Annotated in this window: 24 protein-coding genes and 1 pseudogene; 14 read left to right on the top strand and 11 right to left on the bottom strand. The window is 65.1% G+C overall.

All coding sequences use genetic code 11. From position 1 onward, the window contains the following. The first annotated feature begins 67 nt into the window (after positions 1 to 67). The 8 genes from U741_RS0105595 to U741_RS0105555 all read left to right on the top strand — a co-directional run bounded on the left by U741_RS0105595 (position 68) and on the right by U741_RS0105555 (position 8,829). On the top strand, positions 68 to 658 hold the full coding sequence (locus U741_RS0105595; RefSeq protein ID WP_029889500.1) for a LemA family protein: 591 nt from the start codon (positions 68 to 70) through the stop codon (positions 656 to 658). A 6-nt stretch (positions 659 to 664) separates the two neighbouring features. Further along, on the top strand, positions 665 to 1,609 hold the full coding sequence (locus tag U741_RS0105590; RefSeq protein WP_161776136.1) for a GIDE domain-containing protein: 945 nt from the start codon (positions 665 to 667) through the stop codon (positions 1,607 to 1,609). Positions 1,610 to 1,682: 73 nt separating this feature from the next. Next, positions 1,683 to 3,713: a M3 family metallopeptidase gene (locus tag U741_RS0105585; protein WP_029889498.1), complete on the top strand. Its 2,031-nt coding sequence runs from the start codon at positions 1,683 to 1,685 to the stop codon at positions 3,711 to 3,713. A 52-nt stretch (positions 3,714 to 3,765) separates the two neighbouring features. Next, positions 3,766 to 5,178, top strand: coding sequence for an NfeD family protein (locus tag U741_RS0105580; RefSeq protein ID WP_161776134.1), 1,413 nt, complete (start codon positions 3,766 to 3,768; stop codon positions 5,176 to 5,178). Between the two features lie 2 nt (positions 5,179 to 5,180). Continuing rightward, complete coding sequence (locus U741_RS0105575) at positions 5,181 to 5,978, top strand: slipin family protein (RefSeq protein WP_029889496.1); 798 nt, start codon at positions 5,181 to 5,183, stop codon at positions 5,976 to 5,978. Between the two features lie 289 nt (positions 5,979 to 6,267). Beyond that, the gene (locus tag U741_RS0105565; protein WP_029889494.1) at positions 6,268 to 7,017 is read left to right on the top strand and encodes a hypothetical protein; all 750 of its coding nucleotides are present in this window, start codon (positions 6,268 to 6,270) and stop codon (positions 7,015 to 7,017) included. After that, positions 7,014 to 7,778 (top strand): exodeoxyribonuclease III, encoded by a 765-nt coding sequence (gene xth, locus U741_RS0105560; protein WP_029889493.1) that lies wholly within the window; start codon positions 7,014 to 7,016, stop codon positions 7,776 to 7,778. The genes U741_RS0105565 and xth overlap by 4 nt, the downstream gene beginning before the upstream one ends. 85 nt (positions 7,779 to 7,863) lie before the next feature. Next, on the top strand, positions 7,864 to 8,829 hold the full coding sequence (locus U741_RS0105555; protein WP_052378528.1) for a hypothetical protein: 966 nt from the start codon (positions 7,864 to 7,866) through the stop codon (positions 8,827 to 8,829). A gap of 36 nt (positions 8,830 to 8,865) precedes the next feature. Here U741_RS0105555 and gtfA read toward each other — a convergent pair whose 3' ends face one another. After that, the gene (gene gtfA / locus U741_RS0105550) at positions 8,866 to 10,308 is read right to left on the bottom strand and encodes a sucrose phosphorylase (protein WP_029889491.1); all 1,443 of its coding nucleotides are present in this window, start codon (positions 10,306 to 10,308) and stop codon (positions 8,866 to 8,868) included. Between the two features lie 87 nt (positions 10,309 to 10,395). Here gtfA and U741_RS0105545 point away from each other — a divergent pair, with 87 nt between their 5' ends. The 5 genes and pseudogenes from U741_RS0105545 to U741_RS17695 all read left to right on the top strand — a co-directional run bounded on the left by U741_RS0105545 (position 10,396) and on the right by U741_RS17695 (position 15,744). Then, the gene (locus U741_RS0105545) at positions 10,396 to 11,424 is read left to right on the top strand and encodes an AraC family transcriptional regulator (protein ID WP_029889490.1); all 1,029 of its coding nucleotides are present in this window, start codon (positions 10,396 to 10,398) and stop codon (positions 11,422 to 11,424) included. 86 nt (positions 11,425 to 11,510) lie between these two features. Beyond that, positions 11,511 to 12,383, top strand: coding sequence for a metal-dependent hydrolase (locus tag U741_RS0105540; RefSeq protein WP_029889489.1), 873 nt, complete (start codon positions 11,511 to 11,513; stop codon positions 12,381 to 12,383). A gap of 100 nt (positions 12,384 to 12,483) precedes the next feature. Beyond that, a complete protein-coding gene (pdhA, locus tag U741_RS0105535) occupies positions 12,484 to 13,605 on the top strand; it encodes a pyruvate dehydrogenase (acetyl-transferring) E1 component subunit alpha (RefSeq protein WP_084154677.1) in 1,122 nt (373 codons plus the stop codon). Further along, positions 13,595 to 14,608: an alpha-ketoacid dehydrogenase subunit beta gene (locus tag U741_RS0105530; protein WP_052378527.1), complete on the top strand. Its 1,014-nt coding sequence runs from the start codon at positions 13,595 to 13,597 to the stop codon at positions 14,606 to 14,608. Before pdhA ends, U741_RS0105530 begins: the two co-directional genes overlap by 11 nt. A gap of 20 nt (positions 14,609 to 14,628) precedes the next feature. Beyond that, positions 14,629 to 15,744, top strand: a pseudogene (locus tag U741_RS17695) (dihydrolipoamide acetyltransferase family protein). 11 nt (positions 15,745 to 15,755) lie between these two features. Here U741_RS17695 and U741_RS0105520 read toward each other — a convergent pair. The 5 genes from U741_RS0105520 to speA all read right to left on the bottom strand — a co-directional run bounded on the left by U741_RS0105520 (position 15,756) and on the right by speA (position 20,281). Further along, complete coding sequence (locus U741_RS0105520; protein ID WP_029889486.1) at positions 15,756 to 16,802, bottom strand: alpha/beta fold hydrolase; 1,047 nt, start codon at positions 16,800 to 16,802, stop codon at positions 15,756 to 15,758. Positions 16,803 to 16,890: 88 nt separating this feature from the next. Next, a complete protein-coding gene (locus U741_RS0105515; RefSeq protein ID WP_200872682.1) occupies positions 16,891 to 17,676 on the bottom strand; it encodes a sulfurtransferase in 786 nt (261 codons plus the stop codon). Then, positions 17,658 to 18,086 carry a TA system VapC family ribonuclease toxin gene (locus U741_RS0105510; RefSeq protein ID WP_052378526.1) on the bottom strand — a complete coding sequence of 143 codons (429 nt, stop codon included), beginning with the start codon at positions 18,084 to 18,086 and terminating at the stop codon, positions 17,658 to 17,660. The genes U741_RS0105515 and U741_RS0105510 overlap by 19 nt, the downstream gene beginning before the upstream one ends. Continuing rightward, the gene (locus U741_RS0105505; RefSeq protein WP_029889483.1) at positions 18,083 to 18,328 is read right to left on the bottom strand and encodes a hypothetical protein; all 246 of its coding nucleotides are present in this window, start codon (positions 18,326 to 18,328) and stop codon (positions 18,083 to 18,085) included. Before U741_RS0105505 ends, U741_RS0105510 begins: the two co-directional genes overlap by 4 nt. 57 nt (positions 18,329 to 18,385) lie before the next feature. Further along, positions 18,386 to 20,281, bottom strand: a complete 1,896-nt coding sequence (speA, locus tag U741_RS0105500) for a biosynthetic arginine decarboxylase (RefSeq protein ID WP_029889482.1) — start codon at positions 20,279 to 20,281, stop codon at positions 18,386 to 18,388. Between the two features lie 66 nt (positions 20,282 to 20,347). On the opposite strand from speA, the gene speE reads away from it, so the two are divergent. Then, positions 20,348 to 21,193, top strand: coding sequence for a polyamine aminopropyltransferase (gene speE, locus U741_RS0105495; protein WP_029889481.1), 846 nt, complete (start codon positions 20,348 to 20,350; stop codon positions 21,191 to 21,193). Here speE and U741_RS0105490 read toward each other — a convergent pair. The 5 genes from U741_RS0105490 to U741_RS0105470 form a co-directional block, all read right to left on the bottom strand. Continuing rightward, positions 21,162 to 21,557: a DUF6713 family protein gene (locus U741_RS0105490; RefSeq protein WP_052378525.1), complete on the bottom strand. Its 396-nt coding sequence runs from the start codon at positions 21,555 to 21,557 to the stop codon at positions 21,162 to 21,164. The genes speE and U741_RS0105490 overlap by 32 nt on opposite strands. Positions 21,558 to 21,628: 71 nt before the next feature. Further along, on the bottom strand, positions 21,629 to 22,678 hold the full coding sequence (locus tag U741_RS0105485; protein WP_052378524.1) for a TauD/TfdA family dioxygenase: 1,050 nt from the start codon (positions 22,676 to 22,678) through the stop codon (positions 21,629 to 21,631). Next, positions 22,678 to 23,577 carry a bile acid:sodium symporter family protein gene (locus U741_RS0105480; RefSeq protein WP_084154676.1) on the bottom strand — a complete coding sequence of 300 codons (900 nt, stop codon included), beginning with the start codon at positions 23,575 to 23,577 and terminating at the stop codon, positions 22,678 to 22,680. Before U741_RS0105480 ends, U741_RS0105485 begins: the two co-directional genes overlap by 1 nt. 5 nt (positions 23,578 to 23,582) lie before the next feature. Beyond that, positions 23,583 to 25,676: an ATP-dependent DNA helicase RecG gene (recG, locus tag U741_RS0105475; protein ID WP_235200073.1), complete on the bottom strand. Its 2,094-nt coding sequence runs from the start codon at positions 25,674 to 25,676 to the stop codon at positions 23,583 to 23,585. Continuing rightward, a complete protein-coding gene (locus tag U741_RS0105470; RefSeq protein ID WP_029889476.1) occupies positions 25,669 to 26,055 on the bottom strand; it encodes a RidA family protein in 387 nt (128 codons plus the stop codon). Before U741_RS0105470 ends, recG begins: the two co-directional genes overlap by 8 nt. Positions 26,056 to 26,067: the final 12 nt, after the last annotated feature.

Raw genomic sequence — 26,067 nt, 5'->3', positions numbered from 1 at the left:
AACGGCCACGGACCGCGCAATGGTAGCGCGGGGGCTGCGATTGACGCATGCTCCGGGCGTCTAATGGATGAACAAGGGAGCGGGCCAGATGGTGTGGTTTATCGGGCTGGGCATTGTCGCGGTGCTGCTGCTCTACGCGGTGGTCATCTACAACGCTTTGGTCAACCTCAAGCACGCGGTGTCGAAAAGCTGGAGCAACATTGACGTACTGCTCAAGCAGCGCAACGAAGAATTGCCGAAGCTGGTCGAAACCTGCCGCCAATACATGCAATTTGAGCGCGACACCCTCGAGCGCGTCATGGCCGCCCGCCAGGGCGCGCAACTGGCCCAACAGAAGGGCGACGTCAGCGGTATCGGCAAGTCGGAAAGCATCATCCGCTCGGCGCTGGGCAACATCACCGCCACGGTCGAGGCCTATCCCGAGCTGGCGGCCAACCAGTCGATCCAGACCCTGCTGTCGCGGGTCACGGCGCTGGAAAACGCGATTTCAGACCGGCGCGAGTTCTACAACGAGAGCGTCAACGTGCTCAACGTGCGCATCGAGCAGGTGCCGGACGTGATCATTGCCCGCATGACCGGCTTTCAGGCGGCGACGCTGCTGGAATTCCCTGCCGAAGAACTGCGCAACCCCGACATCAAGGCCCTGTTCGAAAGTTGATTGCGCGTGCTGGATCAACTCGACGCCCAGTTCACGACCGCTGCCGCCCTGCCTGACGCCCAGTTTTATGGCGTTGTGGCGGTGCTGCTGCTGGCCACGCTCGGCGCGCTTTATTTTGGGCTTCGGGCCCTGACCCACGCACGCTGGATCGCCGACCTGCCCACCTCGCGCATCGCCAGTGCGGCGCAGGGGTATCTCGAACTTGAAGGCAACGCCGACCTGCTGCCCGGCCCACAGATCATCTCGCCGCTGAGCCACACCCCGTGCGCGTGGTGGTGGTTTCGTATCGAGAAGAAGGTGACGCGCTACCGCAACGGACGTCGCGAAACACGCTGGCAAACCCTTGATCACCGCCAATCGGACGAGCTGTTCCTACTACGCGACGGCAGCGGCGAGTGCATCGTCGACCCCGACGGCGCGCAGGTGATTCCCAGCCTCAAACGTCGTTGGACCGGCCCCAGTCGCCACCCCGGACCGCCACCGGCCAAGCGCCAGTGGCTGAGCTTCGGCAACTACCGCTTTACCGAACAGTTGCTGCAACTGGGCGACGCAGTCTGCGCGCTGGGTTACTTCCGCACCCAGCACGGCGTCCAGGACTTCGATGAACGCAGCGACGTGCGCCAGTTGCTGGCGAAATGGAAAGCCGACAAAGCCGGCCTGCTGCAACGCTTCGATGCCGACGGGGATGGCGAAATCAGCGTCGAGGAATGGCATTCCGCCCGGCAGGAAGCCCTGAAAACCGTGCGCCAGCAGCATGTCGAGCAGGCCGTCACGCCCGACTTCAACGTACTCGGCGCCCCACCCGACCGCCGTCCGTTTCTGCTCTCGGCCGTTCCGCAGGCGCAAATCCAGGGCCGCAAGCAGTGGCAGGGCTGGGGGCTGGCGGGGGTCAGCATTGCGCTGTTCACGGTATTGGCAACGCTGATTCAGACCCGTCTGGCGATGGCCTGAGGGCCACTTGAAATGACCCGGCGCGCACCGACATCAATTGATCAAACTTTGCGGCATTTCTTGGAGTCTCCCCATGCGGTCTGACGTGCTTCCTCCCGCCCTGCCGGCCTTTGACACGCTGGACCCCGCTGCCGCCCTCGCCCACCTGAAAGCCACGCTGGAATCCCAGCGCACCCGCGTCAAGGCCCTGAGCGAGCATCGCAACCCGACGTGGGAAACCTTGGTGGAACCCTTGGACGACGTCAGCGACGCGCTGTCCAACGCCTGGGGGCCAATCAGCCACCTGTTCAGCGTCACCAGCACGCCGGAATGGCGCGCGGCGCATGACGAAGGCCAGCCACTGATCACCGACTTCTGGCTGGAACTGTCGCAGTCTGAGGCGCTGTGCGAGGCCTACAAAGCCATCGCCGCGCGTGAGGACTTCGCCGCCCTGTCGCCCACCCGGCAGAAGATCGTCAACGACGCGCTGCGCGACTTCACCCTGTCGGGCATTGGCCTGCCTGCCGACGACAAGGCGCGCTACAAGGCCCTGTCGATGGCGCTGTCCGAAAAGGCCTCGAAGTTTGAAAGCCAGTTGATGGACGCCGTCGAGGCTTACGGCTTGCACATCACCGACGCTCAGCGGCTCACCGGCATGCCTGAGTCGGCGCAGCAGCGGGCCCGTGCCAAGGCCAAAGCGAAAAACCTCGACGGCTGGTGGATCGGGCTCGACTTTCCGTCGTTTGACGCGGTCATCACCTACGTCGACGACCGCGATCTGCGCGAGACGCTGTACACCGCGTGGGTGACCCGTGCCTCGGACCAGGGCCCGCTGGCCGGCAAGTTCGACAACGGCCCACTGATGCTGGAGATCTTGAAGCTGCGCCAGCAAAAGGCCGAATTGCTGGGCTTTGCACACCCGGCGGCGCTGTCGCTGGAGACCAAGATGGCCGAGTCGGTCGAGCAGGTCGAGGCCTTTTTGCTCGATCTTGCGCAGCGTGCCAGGCCGCGTGCGCAGGCCGAGTGGGACGCGCTGCAAGCCTTCGCCCGCGAACTCGGCGGCCCCGAAACCCTGATGCCGTGGGACGCCGCCTACTACGGCGAAAAGCTCAAGGACCGCGAACTGGGGCTGTCGGACGAAGTGCTCAAGCCCTATTTCCCGGTCACGCAGGTGATCCAGGGCTTGTTCGACCTCGTCGAGTCGCTCTACGGCGTGCGTATCGAGCCGATTGCCGGCATCAGCACCTGGCATGCGGATGTGACCACCTACGCCGTGCGCCACGCCAACGGTGAAATCACCGGATTGTTCTATCTGGACCCCTACGCCCGCGACCAGAAGCGGGGCGGCGCATGGATGGACGAATGCCTGGGCCGCCACCGCCGCGACCACGACCTGCAGGTGCCGGTGGCGTATCTGGTGTGCAACTTCACGCCGCCGCATGGCGACGAGCCGGGGCTGCTCACCCACGACGAAGTCACGACCCTGTTCCACGAGTTCGGCCACGGCCTGCATCACCTGTTGACGCAGGTGGACGAGGCCGGCGCTGCGGGCATTCGCGGCGTCGAGTGGGATGCGGTCGAACTGCCCAGCCAGTTCATGGAGAACTGGTGCTATCACCCCGAGACGCTGAAGCGCTTTGCGCGGCATTACCAGACCGGCGAGCCATTGCCGGAGGCGCTGATCGACCAACTGACGCGCGCCCGCACCTGGCAAAGCGGCCTGTCGACCGTGCGCCAGGTCGAGTTCGCGCTGTTTGATTTGCGCCTGCACCGCGACCCGCCGGCCGACACGGCGGGGGTGCTGGCGCTGCTGGAGCAGGTGCGCGACGAGGTCGCCGTGACCCGCCCGCCCGCGTTCAACCGCATGCCGTGGAGCTTCAGCCATATCTTCGCCGGCGGTTACGCGGCCGGCTACTACAGCTACAAGTGGGCCGAAGTGCTATCGGCCGACGCCTTCGCGGCCTTCGAAGAGAGCGACTTCGATCCGCAAACCGGACAGCGCTTTCGCGACGCCATTCTGGCGCGTGGCGGCTCGGCGCCGGCGATTGACCTGTTCACCGAATTTCGCGGCCGCGCGCCCGAGCCTGATGCGTTGCTGCGGCATTCGGGGCTGCTGGCTGCCTGAACTGACGCGCTGACTTTTTCGCTGCGTATACTCGGACGCAATGAAAAAAGCCTTGTCAGCGCTACTCCTGCTGACCGGACTGGCAGGTCTGGTCGGCGGCCTATGGGCCGAGACCCCGCCTGAGGACCACGCCGCGCTGATCCGCGTCGAGGGCGCCATCGGCCCCGCCACCAGCCAATACTTCGAGCGCGCGCGGCAGCAGGCGCTGGACGACGGCGCGCAGTTGATCATTGTCCAGATCGACACGCCGGGCGGCCTTGCCGAGGCGATGCGCGACATGATCAAGGGCATTCTCGACACGCCGGTGCCGGTGGTGGGCTGGGTCGGCCCCAGCGGCGCCCGCGCCGCGAGCGCCGGCACTTACCTGATGTACGCCGCCCACGTCGCGGCGATGGCGCCCGGCACCAACCTGGGGTCGGCCACCCCGGTGCCGGTCGGCGGCACCATGCCGGTGCCGAAAACCCCGGCGGGTGAGGCCAAGGACCGACTCGAAGACGCAGCTGAAGACGACGAGGCCGACGCCGACGAGACGCCCCCCGAAGCCGAAGACACGCCCGAGAGCGGCGACGCGATGACCAACAAGGTGCTCAACGACGCCATCGCCTACATCCGCGAGCTGGCCGAACTGCGGGGTCGCAACGCCGACTGGGCCGAGGACGCAGTACGCACCGGCGCCAACATTGGCGCCAGCGAAGCGGTCGAGCTCAATGTCATTGACCTGCAGGCCGCTAGCGTCGAGGCGCTGATGCAGGCGCTGGACGGCCGCGAGGTCACCGTCGATGACGAAGAAACCGTGACCTTGGCCACCGCAGCGCTGCCGGTCATCGCCATCGAGCCCGACTGGCGCGACCGGCTGCTGTCGACGCTGACCAACCCCACCGTGGCCTACCTGCTGATGATGGCCGGTATCTACGGCTTGTTGCTGGAGGGCTACAGCCCCGGCGCGATTCTGCCCGGCACGGTGGGTGCAATCTGCCTGCTGCTGGCGCTCTTTGCTTTTCAGATGCTGCCGGTCAGCTACACCGGCCTGGCGCTGATCGCGCTGGGGCTGGCGTTGATGATCGGCGAGCTGTTCGCGCCCAGTTTTGGCGTGCTCGGCCTCGGCGGCCTGGTGGCATTCGTGCTCGGCTCGATCTTCCTGATGGACACCGACGTGCCCGGCTACGGCCTCAACCTGTCGTTGGTCGCCGGCATTGCCATCGCCATGGGCGGCCTGCTGGCGGCCACCCTGTATCTGCTGTGGGGCGCGCGCAAGACTCGGGTCAGCGCCGGCCTGTCGGTGTCGGAGGGCGCCCGGTTGCGGGTGCTCGAATCGGAAGGCCCGCAAACCTGGGGCATGATCGATGGCGAGCGCTGGCAACTGCGCGCCGACGTCCCGCTGGCACCCGGCAGTGAGGCCCGGGTGCTGCACTGTGACGGCCTCACCCTGACCGTTGAACCCATTTCCGCGAACAAGGAGCGCTAATCATGCTCACCACCCTGCTGCCCGTCGTGCTGGTCGTTGTTTTCATCCTGTTTTCGGCCTTCAAGGTGCTCAACGAATACGAGCGCGCCGTGGTGCTGACCCTGGGGCGCTACACCGCCACCAAGGGGCCAGGCCTGATCATCATCATTCCCGGCATTCAAAAAATGTTGAAGGTCGACATGCGCACGGTGGTGATGGACGTGCCGCCACAGGACGTGATTTCGCGCGACAACGTATCGGTCAACGTCAATGCAGTGGTGTATTTCCGCGTGGTGGACGCGGCCAAAGCCAAGCTGCAGGTCGAGCACTATTACGAGGCCATAAGCCAGGTGGCGCAGACCACCATGCGCTCGGTGCTGGGCCGGCGCGAGCTGGACGAAATGCTCACCGAGCGCAGCAAGCTCAGTACCGACATCCAGGAGATTCTCGACGAGGCCACCAACCCCTGGGGCGTGAAGATCACCAATGTCGAACTCAAGCACGTCGATCTGCAGGAATCGATGATTCGCGCCATGGCCCGCCAGGCAGAAGCCGAGCGCTCACGGCGCGCCAAGGTCATTCACGCCGAGGGTGAAATGCAGGCCTCCGAAAAGCTGCGTGAGGCGGCCGCCATGCTCTCGCAGGAGCCGCAGGCCATGCAGTTGCGCTACATGCAAACCTTGATCGACATTGCCGGCGACAAGAACTCGACCATTGTCTTCCCACTGCCGATGGACCTCATCACTCCCTTCCTCAAAACCCTGCAGGGGGCTAGGCAAAACGATGAGGGAGCTACCCCACCAAACACTGATCAAGGCTAGCGGGTCAACTCAGCCAATCCTCAGTCGGCTGAACCTTAGCCGGCAGCGACCAGGGTCATAACTCACGGAAAACTTATGGCATTATTGGCCACATGAAAGCACTGAAAAGTTCTCTCGCCGAAAAAGTTCTGGCTGATGAGTCAGCCAGAAACGACTTGCGCAAGTTCCTTCAGATGAAATCCAACCACTTGGATTCTCATCAGAATCAGAGCGCCTTTATCACGATCACTGCTGACGGTAGGAGTCGAAAGTACAGACCGATGGTGGTTGCCAAGGCCAGCTAAAGGCCATGAATCTGGCGCTGCCAGCACTCGTGGTGTTCGTTGTGTTGCTACCGGGCTTCATCGCTCGATCACGAGCTCGGCGAGTTGAGCGATCCTCGCTCGATTACTCCCCCTTCGGACAGACCGTCGCCGAAGCTGTGCTGTGGACTCTCGTCCTACACTTCCTCTGGGTCCACGTGACGTATTGTCTGACTTCTCAGGAGGCAAGCCTCGGAATAGTGCTAGCACTACTGTCTTCAGACGCTTCCATTCAGACGAAAGCGTTGGACACCGTGGCGAATCAGGCAGGGCCGGTAATACTGTACTTCACGACCCTGCTTGTATTTTCGTGGCTGGCCCCACTTGCGCTCCGCGAACTCGTGACTTGGGGACGACTTGATCGAGCCACCTCCAAGCTGAGCAGTCTCCTGCGTTTCTCAGCAGCACCTTGGTATTACTTGCTCAGCGGGGCCGACTTCAAACGAGCCGAACAGCCAGACCTCATCTCCATCAGCGCCATTGTCGATCTTTCTGGCGCGCCATGGCTCTATACAGGTGTATTAGATGAATACTTCCTTGACCAAGAGGGCGAGCTTGACCGGCTAGTACTTCGCGAAGTTATGCGGCGTCCTCTGAGCCGCGATAAATGCCCTGAAGATGTAGAAAATGTAGCGAGATTCTATCGCGTGGACGGCGACTGCTTCGTGCTTCGTTACCGGGAAGCCATCACGCTCAACGTTCGCTACATAAAGCTCACCGACGAAAGTGAAACATGAAGATCGCCACCTGGAACGTCAACAGCCTGCGCGTGCGGCTGCCGCACCTGCTCGACTGGCTGGCCACCGAGCAACCCGATGTGGTTGGCCTGCAGGAGCTCAAGTGCACCGAGGACCAGTTTCCGTTTGCCGAACTGGCTGCTGCGGGCTACCAGGCGGCGGTCAACGGCCAGAAAACCTACAACGGCGTGGCCCTGCTGGCGCGCGAGATGCCGCAGGATGTGACGTACGACATCCCCGGCTTCGAGGACGAGCAGAAGCGCGTCATCAGCGGCACGGTCAACGGCGTGCGCATCGTCAATGCATACGTCGTCAACGGCCAGGCGGTCGACAGCGAGAAGTACGCCTACAAGCTGCGGTTTCTGGCGGCCTTTCGCGACTTTCTCGCAGCCGAGCATGCCGCCCACTCGCAGATGGTGGTGATGGGCGATTTCAATATCGCGCCTACGCCTGAAGACACCCACGACCCGGCGCAGTGGGAGGGCAAGATTCTCTGCTCGCCGCCTGAGCGCGCCGCGCTCAAGGCCATCACCGATTTGGCGCTCGCCGACAGTTTCGAGCTGGCCGCCGAACCCGAGGGCCGCTTCACCTGGTGGGACTACCGACAAGCCGGCTTCCGCCGCGACCTGGGCCTGCGCATCGACCATCTGCTGGTCAGCCCTGCGGCCGCCGCGCGGCTCACCGGTTGGCGGGTCGACAAGGCGCCGCGCAAACTCGAGCGCCCGTCAGATCACGCGCCGGTGATCATCACGCTGGACTGACGTCGTCTGCCAGCCGTACGATCTGCCGATAACAAACTGTGATGTCATCCCTTGACTGGCTGGAGCAAGGACCCATCGTTTCGACATGACTGCCGCGCGCCGCAATGATTTTGATGTGACCGACACCGTCTGCGTGGCGGACCCGCGCGCGGTAGAGGCGGCGGTGCTGGCCATCCTGCGCGGCATGGACCCGAGCGCAAATCTGGCCCCCGTGAAAGCCGGCTTCCGCCTTTTCACCCAGCTTTTCACCGGCAGACTGCCCGGCTACGTGGGCTGCGACACGCCGTATCACGACGCCCGCCATTCGCTGGACGGCGCCCTGGCCTTCGCCCGGCTGATCAGTGCGCACGACGGTGCCGTGGCGCCTGGGCAGCGGCTGGGCGTTGATCGGGCCGTTCTTGGCGTCGTTATCGCGCTGTTTCACGACGCCGGCTATGTGCGCCACATGTCGGATACCGCCGACAACGGCGCGGTCTACACCCTGACCCATGTCACCCGTGGTGCGGCGTTTCTGCGGGAGCACCTGCCGCTGCTGGGGTTGGGCCCACAGGCCGAGTTGGCGGCCAAACTCATCCACTTCACCGGTTTCGAGATTCCACTCGACACTCTTGAGGTGCCGACCGAGGCTGACCGGGTGCTGGGCCACATGCTCGGCACCGCCGATCTCATGTCACAGACCGCTGACCGCTGCTATCTCGAAAAATGCCGCGATTTTCTGTTTCCGGAATTTGTGGCCTGCGGCCTTGCCGGTCCCGCAGCGCCCGGCAGCACCGCGTGCGATCACCCTGACGCGATGGCGCTGCTGGCGACCACCGAGCCGTTCAACGAAACCATGCGCCGCACACGACTCGACGGCGAATTTGGCTCGGTTCATCGCTATTTTGCCGACGGCTTCGGTGGCCGTAACCGCTATCGTGAAGCCATCGACGACAACCTGGCGCGCGCCGAGCTCGCACTGAAGGCCGAAGACCCGTGCACGGTGCTCACCCGGCGCCCCAAGGCCTTCACTCGCGAGCCACTGAAGCAGCTGCTGCGCCAGACGGTCTCGTAACTGGGGCTGCAGCCCGCCCGGTCAAAAAGCGAAACATCACAGGGTTTTGGCCACCCAGCGCTTGGACTTGGTGTCGATGTAACGCACGGTCGTCTTCTTGAAGTTGAGGTCGACGAACAACTTGCACAGCCATTCGCCGTTGCGCCACGCCATCATCACGCTGCTGTTGTTCGAATAGTGCAGCTCGAACTGGCCCTGGAACGCCGGATATTGGTTGCGAAAGCGCATCAGCTCCAGCAGGCGACGCACCACCGGTCGCTGTACGTGGGTGGCCACGTCTTCGAGCGTCAGCCAGTGGCGGTTGATGTCGCGCAGCTCTCCGGTCTTGTCCATCAACTCATGATCGTTCGACAGCGCCAGCAAGCCTGAGTAGTAGACCTGCGGCACGCCAGGGGCAAAGAACTGGATGGCACGCGCGGCGATGTAGGCGTCGTCATTGCCCTTGAGCGCATCGTAAAACGTGCAGGTGAGCTGATAGATCGCGCCGACGCTGTGCACGTTGGCGGCCGAGCGCCGCAGGATGGGGTCGGCCGAGCGCTCGCTGACGTTGTCGACCATGGCCTGAATCTTGTCCTGCGGCAGCACGCCCTCGACGTCCGGAATACAGATGCCGTCGTGGGTGTCGAGCACCGTGACCTGCTCGCGCGGACAGGTGCGCAACCACTGCTTGAGGTAGACGCTGTTGGCGTCGAGCAGGGTGTAGATCAGCAGCGGCGGCAGGGCGAATGCATAAGGCCGCATACCGCGTTTGGCGATGGCGTACTGGTAGCTGGAATGGTCGTGCACTTCGGGCAGAATCTCGGCGCCACACTCGGCGGCGATGCCGTTGGCCCAGTCGAGAATCTCGTAAACATCGGGCTCGACCAGGAAGCAGCTGGTGCCAATTTTCTTGGTGGTGTAGCCAAACGCATCCAGCCGGAACAACTTGACGCCGCGCGCCGCCAGAAAGCGGATGTAGCGCTCCATCAGCGCGTAGCTTTTTTCGTTGGCGAAGTTCAGGTCGATCTGCTTCTCGGTAAACGTGCACCACACCCGTCCCTTGCTGCCGTCGGCAAAGGTGATCTCGCGAAACGGCTCTTTCTCTTTGCGGATGTGAATCTTGGCCAGATCGTCAGGGGTGATTTCACCCATCTCGTCAACGTCAACGAACAGGTCGGCAAACTCGCTTTTCTTGCCGTGCAGCAGGTAATCCTTGAACTCGACCGACTCGTCCGAGATGTGGTTGACCGTCAGGTCCAGACACAGGTCATAGCGCCTGGCAATGCGCTCGACGTCGTCCCAGGTGCCGTAGGCGGGGTCGACCTCTTCGTGGGTCAACGGCGAGAAGCCGCCGTCGGCGTTCGAGGGGTACAACGGCAGAATGTGCACACCCCCCACCGCGCCGTCGAAGTGCTCATCCATGGCGGTGTACAGGTCGGCAAGGTTGTTGCCGATGCGATTCGGGTAGGCGATCAGCTGGATCTGGTTGTTGAGGGCCATCGGGTAAGCGGTTCGTGGGCAAAAGGACGCAAGAGCCTCGCAGCCCGGCCGACGAATCGCAAGCCTTTGGCGGCGGCATACTGCGCCATGGTCGACACTTCCGGCGCCCGTCGCATCCCCTTCATCACCTTGCCCAACTGGATCAAGGCGGCAGCGGCCTGTTGCATAAATCTACAAGGGTTGCTCGATGAGCTGGACATCGTCGTCGACCTGCATCGGCTGGAGCAGGCCACGGTCGAAGAAGCCCAACTGGCCCGCGTGATGGCCGAGTGCGTGCGTCGCGCCAAAGGCCGGCACTTCCCGTTCGTGCTGGGCGATACCTACGCGTTCGAATATCTGGCTGATCTTGAAACCTTCATCACCACCAGCCCGACCCTGCGCGAGGCCACTGTGGTGTTCGACTGGGTGCAGGCACTGATCAACCCCAATATCGTCGTGCGCCTCACCGAGTCCGGCCGCGAGGCGCGGCTGGTGCTGCAGCCGCGGGCGACCGGCTCATCCGAAGACCCGCCGTGGTTTGCCGAGGCGCTGTTTGCCTCTGTATTCCGCTTTGGCCGCCTGCTGATGCCGCCACCCAGCGATTTTCTGCGGCTGGAGATGTGCTGCCCGGCGCCGCCTTACGCCGACGCCAGCCGCGCCTTTTACGGCGTCGAGGTGCTCTTCGGCGCCGACGAAGATGCGGCGGTGTTCAGTCGCCACCTGCTTGATGAGCCGCTGGGCGGCAACTTTCCCAGCCTGCACACCCAGGCGCGCGACCGGGTTGAGCAACAGTTGCAGCGCGTACTGCCGCAGGAAGCCCTGGTCGATCGCATAGAGCGCGTGCTGCAACGCAAGCCTGCCCTGCTGGGGCTGGGTGCCGACGCCACGGCCGACGAATTGGGGCTGCACCTGCGCACGATGCAGCGAAGACTGGCCGCGCTGGACACACGGTTCGACGTGATTCAGACCCGCATCCGTTACCAACGGGCCTGCGAGGCCCTCGCTCATCCGCAACGTTCGCTGGACGACATCAGCACTGCGCTGGGCTTTTCAGACCGGCGCAGTTTCACCCGCGCCTTCACCCGTTGGAGCGGCATGACGCCGAGTGCCTGGCGCCAACGCGCACTGTCGCGATAGGTTCCCTAGGGTCGCGACACGTCATCGACGCGGTCGCAGGCACCGCCTAGCATCCACCCATTACTAGCTTGGTTTGGAGTCTGCTCATGGACGGTCTACACGCGCCCGCATCGTTGGCCCTCGGCATCGTGCCGCGCAAGGCACCGGCGCTCGATATCGCGTCCATCCCGCGCTTCTGGTTCGACAACGACCCGTTCAAAACGCGCTTTTTCGACGCGCTGTCACTGCTGTTTCCCGAAGGTGAAAAATTCTTCATCGCCTGCGTGCGCGACTACCGCGCCAACATCACCGATCCCGAGTTGCAGCAACAGGTCAAGGATTTCATCTATCAGGAAGGCCAGCACGGCGCGCTGCACACCGCCTTCAATGACCGCTTGAAGGCGCAGGGCGTGCAAGTTGACCGCATCCTCGCCAAACAGCGGACCATCATGTTCGACGGCTTTCGCGGCAAGCTGCCCAAGCGCTACACCCTAGGCCAGACGGCCGCCGCCGAGCACATCACGGCGATCATGGCGCACCGCTTTACCCACAGCGACGTTTTTGCCAGCGCCCATCCCGTGGCCCGGGCACTGTTCGCCTGGCACGCGGTGGAAGAAATCGAGCACAAGGCCGTGGCCTTCGACGTGCTGCGTACCGTGGCCAAGGGCAACTGGTTGATCCGCGCCGGCTCAATGTTGCAGGTGTCGGTCACCTTCCCGCTGCACGTGGTCCTGCTGATGAACCACCTGCTCAAGCTCGACGGCGTACTGCCCAACCCGCAGGTCTGGAAAGACGGCCGCCGGTGGTTACTGGGCGCCGAGGGCCTGCTGCGGCCGATGCTGCGCGACTACCTGGACTACTACCGCTTCGGCTTCCACCCCAACAACCATGGGAACCTCGCCAAGATTCAGCGCTGGCGCGAGGAATTCGCCGAGCATGGGGATGCGCGGTTGGCGACCGATCGAACCTTGCACGGCTAAACCGGCCCACCGGTCGGTGATCCCATAGGTCATCGGCCAGGATTGACGGCACGCGTCGGCGGCGTAAAGTGAAGCCACATGCATCGGCCACGGGTGCGTCATGCCGAACTCGCGCTTACCGCCGTTCGATGAGAGTCCTCCGCGACCCGAGGCGCCCCGCAGCGTCTACCGCGCGCACGGCTATATCGGGCAATCCGGCAGGGTCGTGCGCCCTCTGCCCGCATTTGCCGCAGACGCCGAGGCGCTGATCGCGCTGTATCGGTGGATCCTCCTGTGCCGGCACTTCGACACCCGTGCCGTTGCTCTGCAACGCACCGGCCAGCTCGGCACCTATGCCGCCGCCACCGGGCAGGAAGCGGTCCCGGTGGGCGTGGCGCACGCCATGATCGACGCCGACGTACTGATCCCCACCTATCGTGAGGCCATTGCCCAGGTAATGCGCGGCGCGCGGTTCGACGACATCCTGCGCTACTGGGGCGGCGACGAGCGCGGCGCCGACTATGCCGCCACGCCGGCGCGGCATGATTTTCCCCCCGCAGTCCCCATCGCCAGCCAGGTTCCGCACGCCGCCGGGGTGGCATTCGCCCTGAAGCACGGTCACCGCAACGGCGCCGCCGTGTGTTTCATCGGCGACGGCGGCACCTCGAAAGGCGATTTCCACGAGGGAATCAACCTGGCCGGTGCCTGGCAGCTGCCGCTGGTGGTGGTCATTGTCAACAACCAGTGGGCGATTTCGGTGCCGCGACGCGCACAGACGGCAGCGGAAACCCTCGCTCACAAGGCCCTGGCGGCCGGCATCCAGGGCGTTCAGGTCGATGGTAACGACGTCGTTGCCGTTCGCGAGGTGCTCGATCACGCATTGCGCGCCGCCCGCACCAGCCATGCGCCCTGCGTCATCGAAGCGCTGACCTACCGCCTCTGCGACCACACGACCGCCGATGACGCCTCTCGCTACCGCAGCGACGCGGAACTGAGGGAGGCGCGCAAGCATGATCCCGTCGCACGACTGCGGACCCACCTGCAGCATCAGGGTCTGCTTGACGCCTCCGCCGAGCGGGCCCTGGAGGCCGATTGCGAGGCGACGATCACCCACGCGGTCGACGCCTATTTGGCCACGCCATCGCGTTCCACCGCGTCGATCTTCGAGCACCTGTACGCCGAGCTGCCCGCTGAGCTGGTCCGTCAGCAGGCCCGCCTGGCCGAGACCGACCATGGCCCGTAAATCATCCGGAAGCCCTCGTTTCGACGATACGCACACTGTGGTCGAAGCGGTGAATCTGGCCCTCGCCCGCGCGCTGGATGATGACCCGCAGGTGGTGGTGTTCGGTGAGGACGTCGGTGTCAACGGCGGCGTCTTCCGCGCCACGCTGGATCTGCAGACTCGTTTCGGTCCAACCCGCGTGCTCGATACGCCACTGGCCGAGGCACTGATTGCCGGCATGGCGGTGGGTATGGCCGCGCAAGGTCTGCGGCCGGTGGCCGAAATCCAGTTCGCCGGCTTTGCCTATGCGTGCATCGACCAGATGCTCAACCATGCCGCAAGGCTGCGCTACCGCACCCGCGGCCGGCTGAGTTGCCCGATGGTGCTGCGCACCATCTGCGGCGGCGGCATCCACGCCCCTGAACACCACAGCGAAAGCCCCGAGGCGATGTTCGCCCACATCCCGGGTCTGCGGGTGGTGGTGCCGTCTACCCCGGCGCGCGCCTATGGGCTGCTGCTGGCCGCCATCCGCGATCCCGACCCGGTGGTGTTCCTCGAGCCCACCCGCATCTATCGTCTGTTCAGACAGGCGGTGAAAGATGACGGCACATCACTGCCGCTGGACACGTGTTTCGTCGAGCGCGAAGGCGACGACCTGACGCTGGTGAGCTGGGGTGCAGCTCTGGTCGAAGTGCGGGCGGCAGCCGAGGCCCTTGCCCAGCAGGGGATCGAGTCCACAGTGATCGACGTGGCCACGCTCAAGCCGCTGGACATGGCAACGATTGTCGATTCGGTCGGGCACACCGGTCGTTGCCTGATCGTCCACGAGGCGCCGCTGTCGGGCGGCGTGGGGGCCGAGATTGCCGCGCAGATTGGCGAACACGCGCTGCTGCACCTGCTGGCACCGGTGACGCGCGTCACCGGCCACGACACGCCAATGCCGCTGGCCAGACTGGAGCACGCCTACCTGCCCAGTGCGATGCGCATTGAACAGGCCGCCCACGCGTTGTTGCGGTTCGAATAAGCCTCGGAGAGAACACCACGATGGTCATCTTCAAGCTGCCGGATCTCGGCGAAGGTCTCGCCGAAGCCGAAATTCGCGAGTGGCTGATTCAGGCCGGCGACACCGTCAAGGCAGACCAGCCGCTACTCACGGTGGAAACCGACAAGGCCGTGGTCGAGATCCCCAGCCCGCAAGCCGGCACCGTCAAAATGCTGCTCGCCAAGGCGGGCGATATCGTGCCCACCGGCGGGCCACTGCTGCGCTTCTAAGGCACCGACGCCGACCCCGCACCGGCCGGGGAACCGCGCAAGGACCGCGGCGGCGTGGTTGGTGACATCCCGCAGGGTCAGGCCCTGATGCGTGACCGGGTCGGCGGCGCGGCCTCGGTCAAGGCCACTCCGGCGGTGCGCGCACTGGCCCGCAAGAAGGACCTCGATCTGGTCATCGTCACGCCCACCGGTCCCGGGGGGAGCGTCACCGCACGCGACGTCGAGCGGGCGGCGAAGGTACTTGCCGAGGCCGGCCCGCTGGAGCCGCTGCGCGGCGTGCGCCGCGCCATGGCCCAGAGCATGACCCGCGCGCACACCGAGGTGGCCGACGTCACGATTTTCGATGACGCGGACATCCACGACTGGTCACAAGGTAACGACATCACCCTGCGTCTGATCCGTGCGATTGCCGTCGGCTGCACCGCGATGCCGATGCTCAACGCCTGGTATGACCCCCACGTGATCGGCCGCCGCGTGTTGCCGCGCATTGATCTGGGCATCGCGGTGGAAACGGATGAGGGGCTGTTCGTCCCGGTGCTGCGCGACATCGCTCAGCGTTCACCCGCCGATCTGCGCCGCGGCACGGATGCCCTCAAGCGCGACGTGCGGGCGCGGAGCATTCCGGCCGAGGAGCTGCGCGGCCATACCTTCACGCTGTCGAATTTCGGACGCTTCGGTGGCAAGTACGCCAATCCGCTGGTGGTGCCTCCGGCGGTGGCGATCCTCGGCGCCGGCCGGGTTCACGAGGCGGTGGTCGCCCACAAGGGCAGGCCGGCGGTGCGGACCCGGCTGCCACTATCGCTGACCTTTGACCATCGTGCCGCCACCGGCGCAGAGGCCAGCGCCTGCCTCATGGCGATGATCGAAGACCTTGAGCGGGCCCGGTGAACCCGCCCGCTCTATTGCTTGGCCAGAAGTTCACGCAGATGACCATCGATCTGCGGCACATAGCCGGGGTCGGCGCCGAGCAGCGCAAAGTGCCCGTCGACACTCTTGATCACCCGCAGCTCGCTGCCCTTGATGAGCTTTTGCTCGCGCCTGCAGTCGGCGGGCGGGAAGAACATGTCGGTGTCGATGGGCATGACGAAGGTCTTGGCCGTGATGCGCTTCAGCGCCGCCTTCAGGTCGCCGCCGGTGTGGCGGGTCACGTCGGCATGACGCCATTTCCAGGCCATGCACAGCAGATCATTCGGGTCCATCAGGCCGAAATAGCCGCCCATGAAGCTGTCGATGAAATCCTGCGCCGAGACCATGCCCAGCGCCTCGAACCGGCGCTGCTGATAGAACTCGGTGCTCCAGCCCATCACGCCCCAGATGCGCGCGTGGCGCTTCAGGCCTTCAGCCACATCCGTGCCGTTGGCATAGCGCCCGCCCTTGAAAGCCGGGTCTGAGGTGATGGCCTCACACAACGACTGGTTGTAGAGCACGTCGTGGTCGGTGATTTTTGCCGTGCCGGCGATGGGCGCGGCGCGTTCGACCATGTCGGGATAGCGCACCGCCCACTCGTAGGTCTGCTGGGCGCCCATTGAGCCGCCCATCACCAGGGCCAGCCTCTCGATGCCGAACTTTTCGGTCAGCAGTTGGTGCTGGGCGCGCACGTCATCGCCAATCGTCACCTTTGGAAAGTCGGCGCCATTGGCCGGATACGCGGCGTTGTGCGGCGAGGTCGACAGGCCATTGCCGATCTGATTGACGATGATGATGAAGTACTTCGCCGGGTCCAGGGCGCGGCCCGCGCCCACATACGCCTGCTCCATGATCTTGCTGGTGCCGGAGTACCAGGTGGTGATCAGCACCGCATTGCTCTTGGCCTTGTTGAGCTTGCCGAAGGTGGCATAGGCCAGGTGGCAGTCCCGCAGCGCGCCGCCTTCTTCCAAGGTCAGCGTGCCGATGTTGTGGGTCTCGTACGGGCCGTGCAGGTCCTGGTTGTAGTACGGGTACGACATGGAAGCTCCTCGGGTCGCAGACCGCTCGTCGGCGACTGCTGGGTTTTAGAGTGGCTGCACGCTATCGCCCTCGCCCACTGCCCCGCGACTACTCGGACAGGTGGCCCGCGGGACCGGGTTTGAAATCGGGCTTGAGGTCGGCGTCGAGCACTGCGCGTTCGTCGAACACGAAGCAGCCACCTTGATAGTGCGCCTGCCCCACGGCCTCGAAATATTTGAGGATGCCGCCGTCGAGTTGGTAGACATGCGCCAGCCCCTGCTCGCGCATCAGCAGCGCGGCTTTTTCGCAGCGAATGCCGCCGGTGCAATAACTGACCACTGTGGTGTCGCGCAGCGCGTTCAGGTGACCGGTGAGCTGCTGGGGGAACTCGGTGAACTTGGTCAATCGCCAATCAATTGCGCCTTCAAACGCGCCGTGATCCACCTCGAAGGCATTGCGGGTGTCCAGTAGCGTCACCGGGCGCCCGGCATCGTCGTGGCCGGCATCCAGCCAGCGCGCCAGGGTGCGCGCGTCCACCGCAGGCGCACGTTCACCTTCGGGGCGAATGGTGGGGTGGTCCATGCGAATGATCTCGCGCTTGATCTTCACCTTGAGCCGCCGGAACGGCGGGGCCGCTGAAACGCTTTCCTTGACCTCGATGCCGGCAAAGCGGGTGTCCGCCGTCAGCACCGTCAGCCACGCGCGCACGGCGGCGGGGTCACCGGCGAGGGACAGGTTGATGCCTTCGTTCGCCAGCAGCACGGTGCCTTTGAGGCCACGCGCGACGGCGGCGTCACGAAGCTGTTCGCGCAAGGTCGGCAGATCGGTCAAGGTGACGAAGCGGTAGGCGGCGATGTTGAGGATGGGGTCGGCCATCAGGCTGCGACCAGACATTCCACCGGGGCTTCTGGAAAGGCGTTGACCAATCTCTGGTCAAGCGTCAGCAACGCAAGGCTGTGGTGGCGGGCGAGATCAATCAGGTATGCGTCGGTGGTCTGGCGCGGCCCGCTCAGCGCATCAAGGTTGCTGTCCAGCAGGCTGGGGTGGTCGCCGACAAACCGATGCTGTTCATCGGCACACAGCCGCGACAACGCGACAAGTGCCTGCGCGGGCGACAACGTGTAGCTGAACACGCCCGGGGTCGATGAGATGCGGACAAACCCCAGTTGCGAGATCGGGCACGTCGCCCACACCGGCGCCGAGCGACCGCTGAGGCGCTTAACGACCGACTCGTGCGCTTCGTGCTGATCCCAGCCCAGTGCCAGCAGAACATTGACGTCGAGCAAAACGGCTTTGGCCTTCACAGCGCGCCTTCGTCATCAATTGCCCGCTGAACCGTCTCGGTGGTGGTTCGGGTTCCTGCAACCGGAGACGCAAGCACCGTAAAACGCCCACTGCGCCGCTGCGGCGGAGCTTGCGCTGCAGGGACCTCGGAGGCCTGTGCGACCACCCGGCCAAGCAGGTGTGACAGCGAAACCCCTTCACGCTGAGCGCGCCGCCGCAGCCGCTGGTGCAGTTGGTCATCAAGTTCGATGGTGGTGCGCATTTTGATTCTCCGCATCAGTGATGTGGTGAATCATAGCAATGACCGCACGCCGCCCGGCTACTCCGACAGATAGGTGTAGCCGCTCAAACCGGCTTCCAGCTCGGCCAGCAGGCTGGCGCGCTGGCCGACGGGGATGTCGCTGGCGGCGAATTTGCGGCGATAGCTCTGCGCCAGCTGTTCGGGCGCCAGGTGCACGTAGCGCAGCAGTTCATCGGTGCGGTCGCCGTGTTCGGCGCCTTCCAGCTTCCAGCCCTGTGGCGCGGCGGCGTCGAGCACCACGTTGACGGCGTTGGTGTCGCCAAACAGGTTGTGCATGTCGCCGAGGATCTCCTGGTAGGCGCCGACCATGAAGAAGCCCAGCAGGTAGCGCTCGCCGCTGCGCAGCGGGTGCAGCGCCAGGGTGGGCATCACGCCTTCACGGTCCACGTAGGCGTCGAGTCGCCCGTCGGAGTCGCAGGTCAGATCGCACAGGCGGGTGCGCTGGGTCGGCGGTTCGTCGAGCCGGTGGATGGGCAGGATGGGAAACACCTGATCAATCGCCCAGGCGTCGGGCACGCTCTGGAACACCGAAAAGTTGCAGAAGTACTGCGCGCTGAGCCGCTCCTGGAGTTTCTCCAGCGCTTCGCGGTGGGCACGAATGCCGGGGTCGAGCTGCGGCATCAGCGCCCGCGCCACGGCCACTTGCGCCCGCTCAGCCCAGGCGCGGTCAGCGAGTGAAATGCGCCCGTCGGTGTACAGCGCGTGGGCCTCGCTGAGCAGGGTGTTCGACTCATACAGGCTCTCCAGCGGGCCGCGCTCGGTGAGCTCACCGAGCAGATCCTGAAACTCGACCAGTACCTGCGGCGCGTCCACGGCCAGCGGCGGCAAGGCGGCATCGCCCAGCACTTCGGCATCGACCACGTCGGCAATCAACACCGCGTGGTGCGCGGTGAGCGCACGGCCGGATTCGCTGATCAGGTCTGGCGCCGGCAGCCCGGCTTCTTCACAGACCGCCTGCACGGTGCGGACGATGGTGCGCGCGTACTCGCGCACCGAGTAGTTCATCGAGCAGTAGCTGCGCGAGCGCGTGCCTTCGTAATCCACACCGAGGCCGCCGCCGACGTCGAGCACTTCCACCGGCGCACCGAGGCGTTTCAGTTCCACGTAAAAGCGCGCCGCCTCGCGCAAACCGCGGGCAATGTCGGCCACGTTGGCCACCTGCGAACCCAGGTGAAAGTGAATCATCTTCACCACGTCCAGCCGACCGGCGGCGCGCAGCAGCTCGACCGCTTCGAGGATCTGCGGCGTGGCGAGGCCGAACTTGGCCTTCTCGCCGCCGGTGTTCTGCTGGGTGGATTCGCTGCTGGCCGCAAGCCGCACGCGCAGGCCGATCATCGGCGTCACGTCCAAGCGCTGACTTTCTTCGAGCACCAGCGGCAGTTCGCTGAGCTTTTCGACCACGATGTACACGCGGTGCCCCAGCTTGCTGCCGATCAGCGCGCGGCGGATGTAGGCGCGGTCTTTGTAGCCGTTGCAGACGATGATGCTGCCGGGCGGCGCCAGGCCGAGCACGGCGGCGAGTTCAGGCTTGGAGCCCGCCTCAATGCCCACCCGCGCGCCGCCGTGTTCGACGATGGCCTCGACCACCGACTCCTGCTGGTTGACCTTGATCGGATACACCGCTGTGTACTGCCCGCCGTAGCCGTAGTCGGCGATCACGCCCGCGAAGGCGTCGCAGAGCATGTCCACCCGGTCGCGCAGAATGTCGGTGAAGCGCACCAGCACGGGCAGATCCAGCCCTTCCTTCGGCAACTGCTGGGCCAGCCGGTACAGGTCAATGGTGGTGGCCGAGCGGTCGCGGAACGGACGCACCTGCACATGGCCCTCGGCGCCCACACCAAAGTAACCGTCGCCCCAATGGTCGAGGTTGTAACGCGCGGCAGCGTCAGCGGGGGTCCAGCCGGGGGTGGTCACGTGGGCAGTCACTTATGAAAAAAGACGAGCCGATATACTCGCGCCCTTATTTTACGGGGATGTGAGATGTCGCTCGACAACACCTGGGTTTCCGAAGCCATGGACGCCACCGGCACCGCCTTTGCCCTGAAAGGCGAGCGGGTGCACGAAGAGCAGACGCCGTACCAAAAGATCGAAATCTTCAAAACCGAGACCTTCGGTTACCTGATGACCATCGACGGCTGCACCATGGTCTCGACCCGCGACAACTTTCTCTATCACGAGATGATGAGCCACCCGGCGCTCAACTCTCATCCCTACCCCGAAACCGTGGTGATCGTCGGCGGCGGCGACTGCGGCACCTTGCGCGAAGTGCTGAAGCACACGGAAGTGAAATCGGCCACGCAAGTCGAGATCGACGAGCGCGTCACCCGGCTGTCGGAGCAGTACTTCCCCGAACTCTGCGACAAGAACGATGACCCGCGCGCCACGCTGTTTTTTGGCGACGGTATCCAGTGGATGAAGGACGTTGCCCCCGGCTCAGTGGACGTCATCATCATCGACTCCACCGACCCGGTCGGCCCCGCCGAAGGCCTGTTCGGGCTCAAGTTCTACCGCGACTGCATTAAGGCACTGAAGCCGGACGGCATGCTGGTGCAGCAATCCGAATCGCCCTTGTTGCACCTGACGCTGATCCAAGACATGCACGCCGCGATGAAGGAAGCCGGATTCGCCGAAACCACGCTGCTGCACTTCCCCCAAGTCATCTACCCCAGCGGCTGGTGGAGCGGCTCGATTGCGCTGAAAAAAGCGGGCGGCCTGATTGAACGCCTGGAGCATGCCGAATCGCTGGACACGCAGTACTACAACCGCGACATGCACCGCGCCTGTTTCGCGCTGCCTAACTTTGTGAAGAAGGCGCTGGCGGGCTGAGCCAGCCGTCTGACACGAGATAGACCAGTCCGGCCACCCCGGCGCCAAAAATCAGCAGGTTGGAATCCCAGCCGGCAAAGCCATAGTCCACGTGCCCGGACAGCCGCGCGTGCAGGCCGGCATGGACAACCAGAAAGGCCATGAAGACGCGCCGGCTCCAGATCCTGACGGCAAACTGGGGATGGAACAGCAGCCAGAGCAGGGCCACGAACAGCGGCACATGCGCAAGGGTGAATGCACGCGCCGCCACAGGCTCATCCAATCCGCGCAGTCCGTAGAGCAGCCGCCATTCGGCCGCAAGCGCGGCGTCGATTTCGTGGCTGGCCAGCAGGGCGAAGCCGAACAGAAACAGGGCGTGGCGCATCGGGGGATCTTCGGGTGGCGAGCACGCAGTCTCCGGTCGCCGTCAGCGCCCGGCAATAACCTCTGACGTCATCAGGCCCAGCACACCGACACCCGTCTTGGACCGCGATACGGCAAGCGGCCGTGACCAACGGCGTGGTTGTCGATGGCCACGACGTCGCCTTTCCGCCACGGAATAACCACGAGGTTTCGCCAGATGGCATCGCGCACCGCGTCCAGGTCGGCACGGTCAATCTCTGAACCATCGCGCCAGGTGCAATGCATCGCCTGATCGTCTGAGGCCACGCGCCGCTTGCGCGCCGTCAGCACTTCGGCCGCCAACCACCAAAACAAGCCACGCAGCGACGGCCGATAGCGAAAGATGCGCTTGAGCTCGGCCGGCCCGGTCGACAGATGAAACACCTGCGCGTGGTTGAACCACACTGGCTCGCCGGTTTCGGGGTGCGGCCGCATGGCGTCGTGGGTGCTGACCAATGCCAGCCGGTCACTGGCCTTCCACACCGCCTCGAAGCCTTCTCGCGCGGCAATGTGCTCGACCTCGGCACGGTCGGTGGTCTGAAACATTTCGTCCCAGCGCTTGAGCTGCCACAGGTCCTGCTTCTGCGTTCCGGGGCCGGCGTAATTGCGGATCATGCGCAGGCCACGGGTGGCGAATCGCGCGCGCACCGGCTCCGGCAGGTCGCGCCAAACCTTGCGGAAGTCCACCAGTGGCGTCTCGCCGCTGCCGACGGCCGGTTCAATGTCACACCAGAAGAAGATGCGTCGCGGCGGGGTGCGCGTGAAGGTCATCTCGCAGTGCTGCGGAATGGGGTAGAACCCCGGCAGTTCACTGGCTGAGAACACGTAGTCGGTCACCGCATCACGCGGGCTGGTGCCGAGGTATTCGTTCTTCAGGTCGTCGTCGATGGCGCGGGCCACGCGCTCGAAGTCGGCGGGCGTGTTGACCGGGAACCCGCGCATCAGCAGCGCGCCGTGGCGACGCAACCGTTCCTGTACATCGTCAGCGCCCGCGCGCAGTGCGATCAGCAGCGCGTCCAACCCCGGCAGGCCCGCCGGCGCTGGCTCGATCAGTTGCGGCAGGCCGTCTCGTGCGGCGGGCAGCGGGCTTGCGGTGAGCGACATCAGAGCCTCCGTTCAGCGGGCGGGAACCGCGACCATAGCAATGCCAACCCGGCCCCGGAAACCAGGTGCCACAACCCCCAGATGGCAGCAACCAGCGCCATTTCAAACACGCCGCCCAAATGCGTGAGGATGATCACCAGCCCCAAGCCAGCGTTCTGCAGTCCGGTTTCAAAGGCCAGGGTGCGCCGCTCGGCCTCCTGCAACCGTGCGAGCGCGCCCACCGTGTACCCGGCCGCCAGCGCAAGGGCATTGTGCAGCGCCACCAGCGCCCACAAGCCCATGGTGTCGACCTGTCGTACCGGCGCCTGCATCAGCCCCGCAATGACGATACCGAGCAGAATCAAGGCCGCGAAACGGCGCAGCGGCGTGCGGACTCGGTCCGCCAGCGCCGGTGTTTGGCGCCGCAGCAACAACGCCAAGCCCAAGGGCAGCACGATGATCAGCAGCAGCTCCATCAGCAGCGGCAAAACCGCCACTTTGGGCGCAGTCGCGGTTGCTGAAAGCCCGACGATCGCCGTCCCGGCAGCAAACAGCAGTGGCAGCGTCAGCGGCGTGAGCAACGTCGAAACGGTGGTCAGGGTGATCGACAGCGCCGGGTTGGCGCGCGCCACCAGACAAAAGTAATTCGACGCATTGCCGCCTGGGCAGGCGGCGACCAGCAGCAGCCCCAGTGCGATGCCTGGCGGCGGTGACCAGAGCAGAATCAGCGCCACGGTCAGACCCGGCAACACCAGCCACTGGCTGAGCAGCCCGGCCAGCAGCGCGCGCGGCGCCCGGCGCAGCACAGCCACATGTGCGCGGTCCAGGTTCAACGCCACCGCCGCGACAATCATGCCCAACGCAACCTTGAGCGCCAGCAGCGCCACCGGGTTCAGGGTGATGGTGGTCGGCGCGTCCACCCGGCTTACACCTCGCCGTAGCGCTCGAAGTCGCCCACCCAGCGGCGGATCAGGCCGCGCGCCATCGCCGGCTGGGTGTCGAGCAAACGGTCCGCCAGGGCCTGCAAGGGCGGAATGCGTTCGGCATCACGCACCGGATCGGCAATCTTCATGCCCACCACGCCCGTCTGGCGACGCCCCAGCAGCTCGCCGGGGCCGCGCAGGTCAAGGTCGGTCTGGGCAATGACGAAGCCGTCGTTGCTGTTGCGCAGCGCCGTCAGCCGCGCCTGGGCGGACTCTGACAAGGGCGCCTGATACAGCAGCACGCATTGGCTTTCGACCGCGCCGCGCCCCACCCGACCGCGCAACTGATGGAGCTGCGAAAGACCCAGCCGCTCGGGGTTTTCAATGATCATGATCGAAGCGTTGGGCACGTCGACACCCACTTCGATGACCGTCGTGGCGACCAGCAACTGGGTGCGTCCGTCCTTGAAGGCGCGCATCTGCGCGTCCTTGTCGTCGGCTTTCATGCGGCCATGCACCAGCCCCACACGCAGGTGTGGCAGCTCTTCGCGCAGCAGCGCTGCCGTTTCTTCGGCGGCCTGGGCGCTGAGCTGTTCCGACACCTCGACCAGGGTGCACACCCAGTAGGCCTGGCGACCTGCCGCACAGACTTCGCCGATGCGCGCCAGCACGTCTTCTCGGCGGGTATTGACGATGGCCACGGTTTTCACCGGGGTGCGCCCGGGCGGCAGCTCGTCGATGGTGCTGATGTCAAGATCGGCATACAGACTCTGCGCCAGAGTGCGTGGAATGGGCGTGGCGCTCATGATCAGCTGGTGCGTGGCCTGCCCTTCCGGTCCCTTGTCACGCAGGCTCAGACGTTGCTGCACGCCAAAGCGATGCTGCTCGTCGACGACGATCAACCCCAGCCGCAGGAAGCGCACGCTGTCCTGAAACAAGGCATGCGTGCCGATGGTGACGCCGACGCTACCGTCCAGCAGGGCCGCCTGCGTGGCGTCACGCTCGGGCTTGCGCAGCCGGCCCGAGAGCAGCCGCACCTCGATACCCAGCGGCGTCAGCCACTGCCGAAAGTTGATCAGGTGCTGCTCGGCCAACAGCTCGGTGGGCGCCATCAGCGCGGCCTGAAAACCGGCCCGCACCATCGCCACCATGGCGGCGGCGGCGACCAGTGTCTTGCCGGAGCCGACATCCCCCTGCACCAGCCGCAACATGGGGCGCGGCTGGGCAAGGTCGGCGGCAATATCCCCCAGCACCCGCTGCTGGGCGCCGGTCAGTGAAAACGGCAGTCGCGCCAACAGTGCCTGCTGCGCGCCGGCAAAGTCCGCGACCACCAGCGCCGGGCGGCGCTGCAACTGCTGGCGCACCCAGCGCAGGCTGATCTGGTGGGCCAGCAATTCTTCGTCGATGAGCCGCCGCTGCGCAGGGTGTGCGCGCTGCGCCAGGACTTCGGCAGCCTGCGCCTCGGCCGGACGGTGCAAAGCCTGCAACGCGGTCAGCGTGTCCGGCGCAGACAAGCCAGGCACCGCGCGCAGGAAGCCCGGCGTTTTGGCGGCCAAAGCCAGCGCGGCGTCGATGAGGCTGCGCAGTCGAGCTTGCGTCAGCCCCTGGGTCGCCGGGTAGATCGGCGTCAGGGTGTCGGGGACGACCAGCGCATCGGGCGTGTCGGCGACCTCCCATTCGGGATGGGCGAAACTCAGGCCGTCGCGGGTGACACGCCCCACGCCGAAGCCCTGCACCCAGCGCCCGCGTTGCAGCGCCTGTTGCTGCTGCTGATGAAACTGGAACATCCGCAGCACCGCGGCGCCGCTGGCGTCTTCGACCACCAGCTTCAGGCTGCGGCGCGGCGCCAGGCGCATTTCGGCAGCGGTGATGCGCCCCCGAAACAGCGCCTCCGTGCCGTCCAGCCAGTCGCCCAATCGCACCACCTGTCGCCGGTCTTCGTACCGGGTCGGCAGATGGAACAACAGGTCACCGACCTGCGTCAGGCCCAGCACCGCAAGGCGCTGCGCCAGGAACGGGCCACAGCCCTTGAGAAACGTCACCGGCGTGTCCAGCCCCGGCGGGGGCAGCGGCGCCTTTTTGGGCTTGTCAGCCACCCAACACCAGCACCGCGTCGGCCTCGACGCGGGCACCGCGCGGCAGGCTGGCGACACCAATTGCCGCGCGTGCCGGGTAAGGCTGCGGCACATACTGGGCCATGATTTCGTTGACCTTGGCGAAGTGGGCAAGGTCGGTCAGAAACACATTGAGCTTGACCAGGTCAGCCAAGGTGCCACCCGCCGCCTCGGCCACGGCCGTCAGGTTCTTGAACACCTGATGGATTTCGTCATCAACGCTGGCGTTGACCATTTCCATGGTCACCGGGTCGAGGGGAATCTGGCCGCTCAGATAGACGGTGTCGCCCACCCGCACCGCCTGCGAGTAGGTGCCGATGGCGGCGGGTGCGCGGTCGGTCTGGATGATCTGCTTGGCCATGCGGGACTCTGC

Source organism: Polycyclovorans algicola TG408 (assembly GCF_000711245.1).
Classification (GTDB): Bacteria; Pseudomonadota; Gammaproteobacteria; order Nevskiales; family Nevskiaceae; genus Polycyclovorans; species Polycyclovorans algicola.
This window is presented reverse-complemented; position numbering and strand designations above follow the sequence as displayed.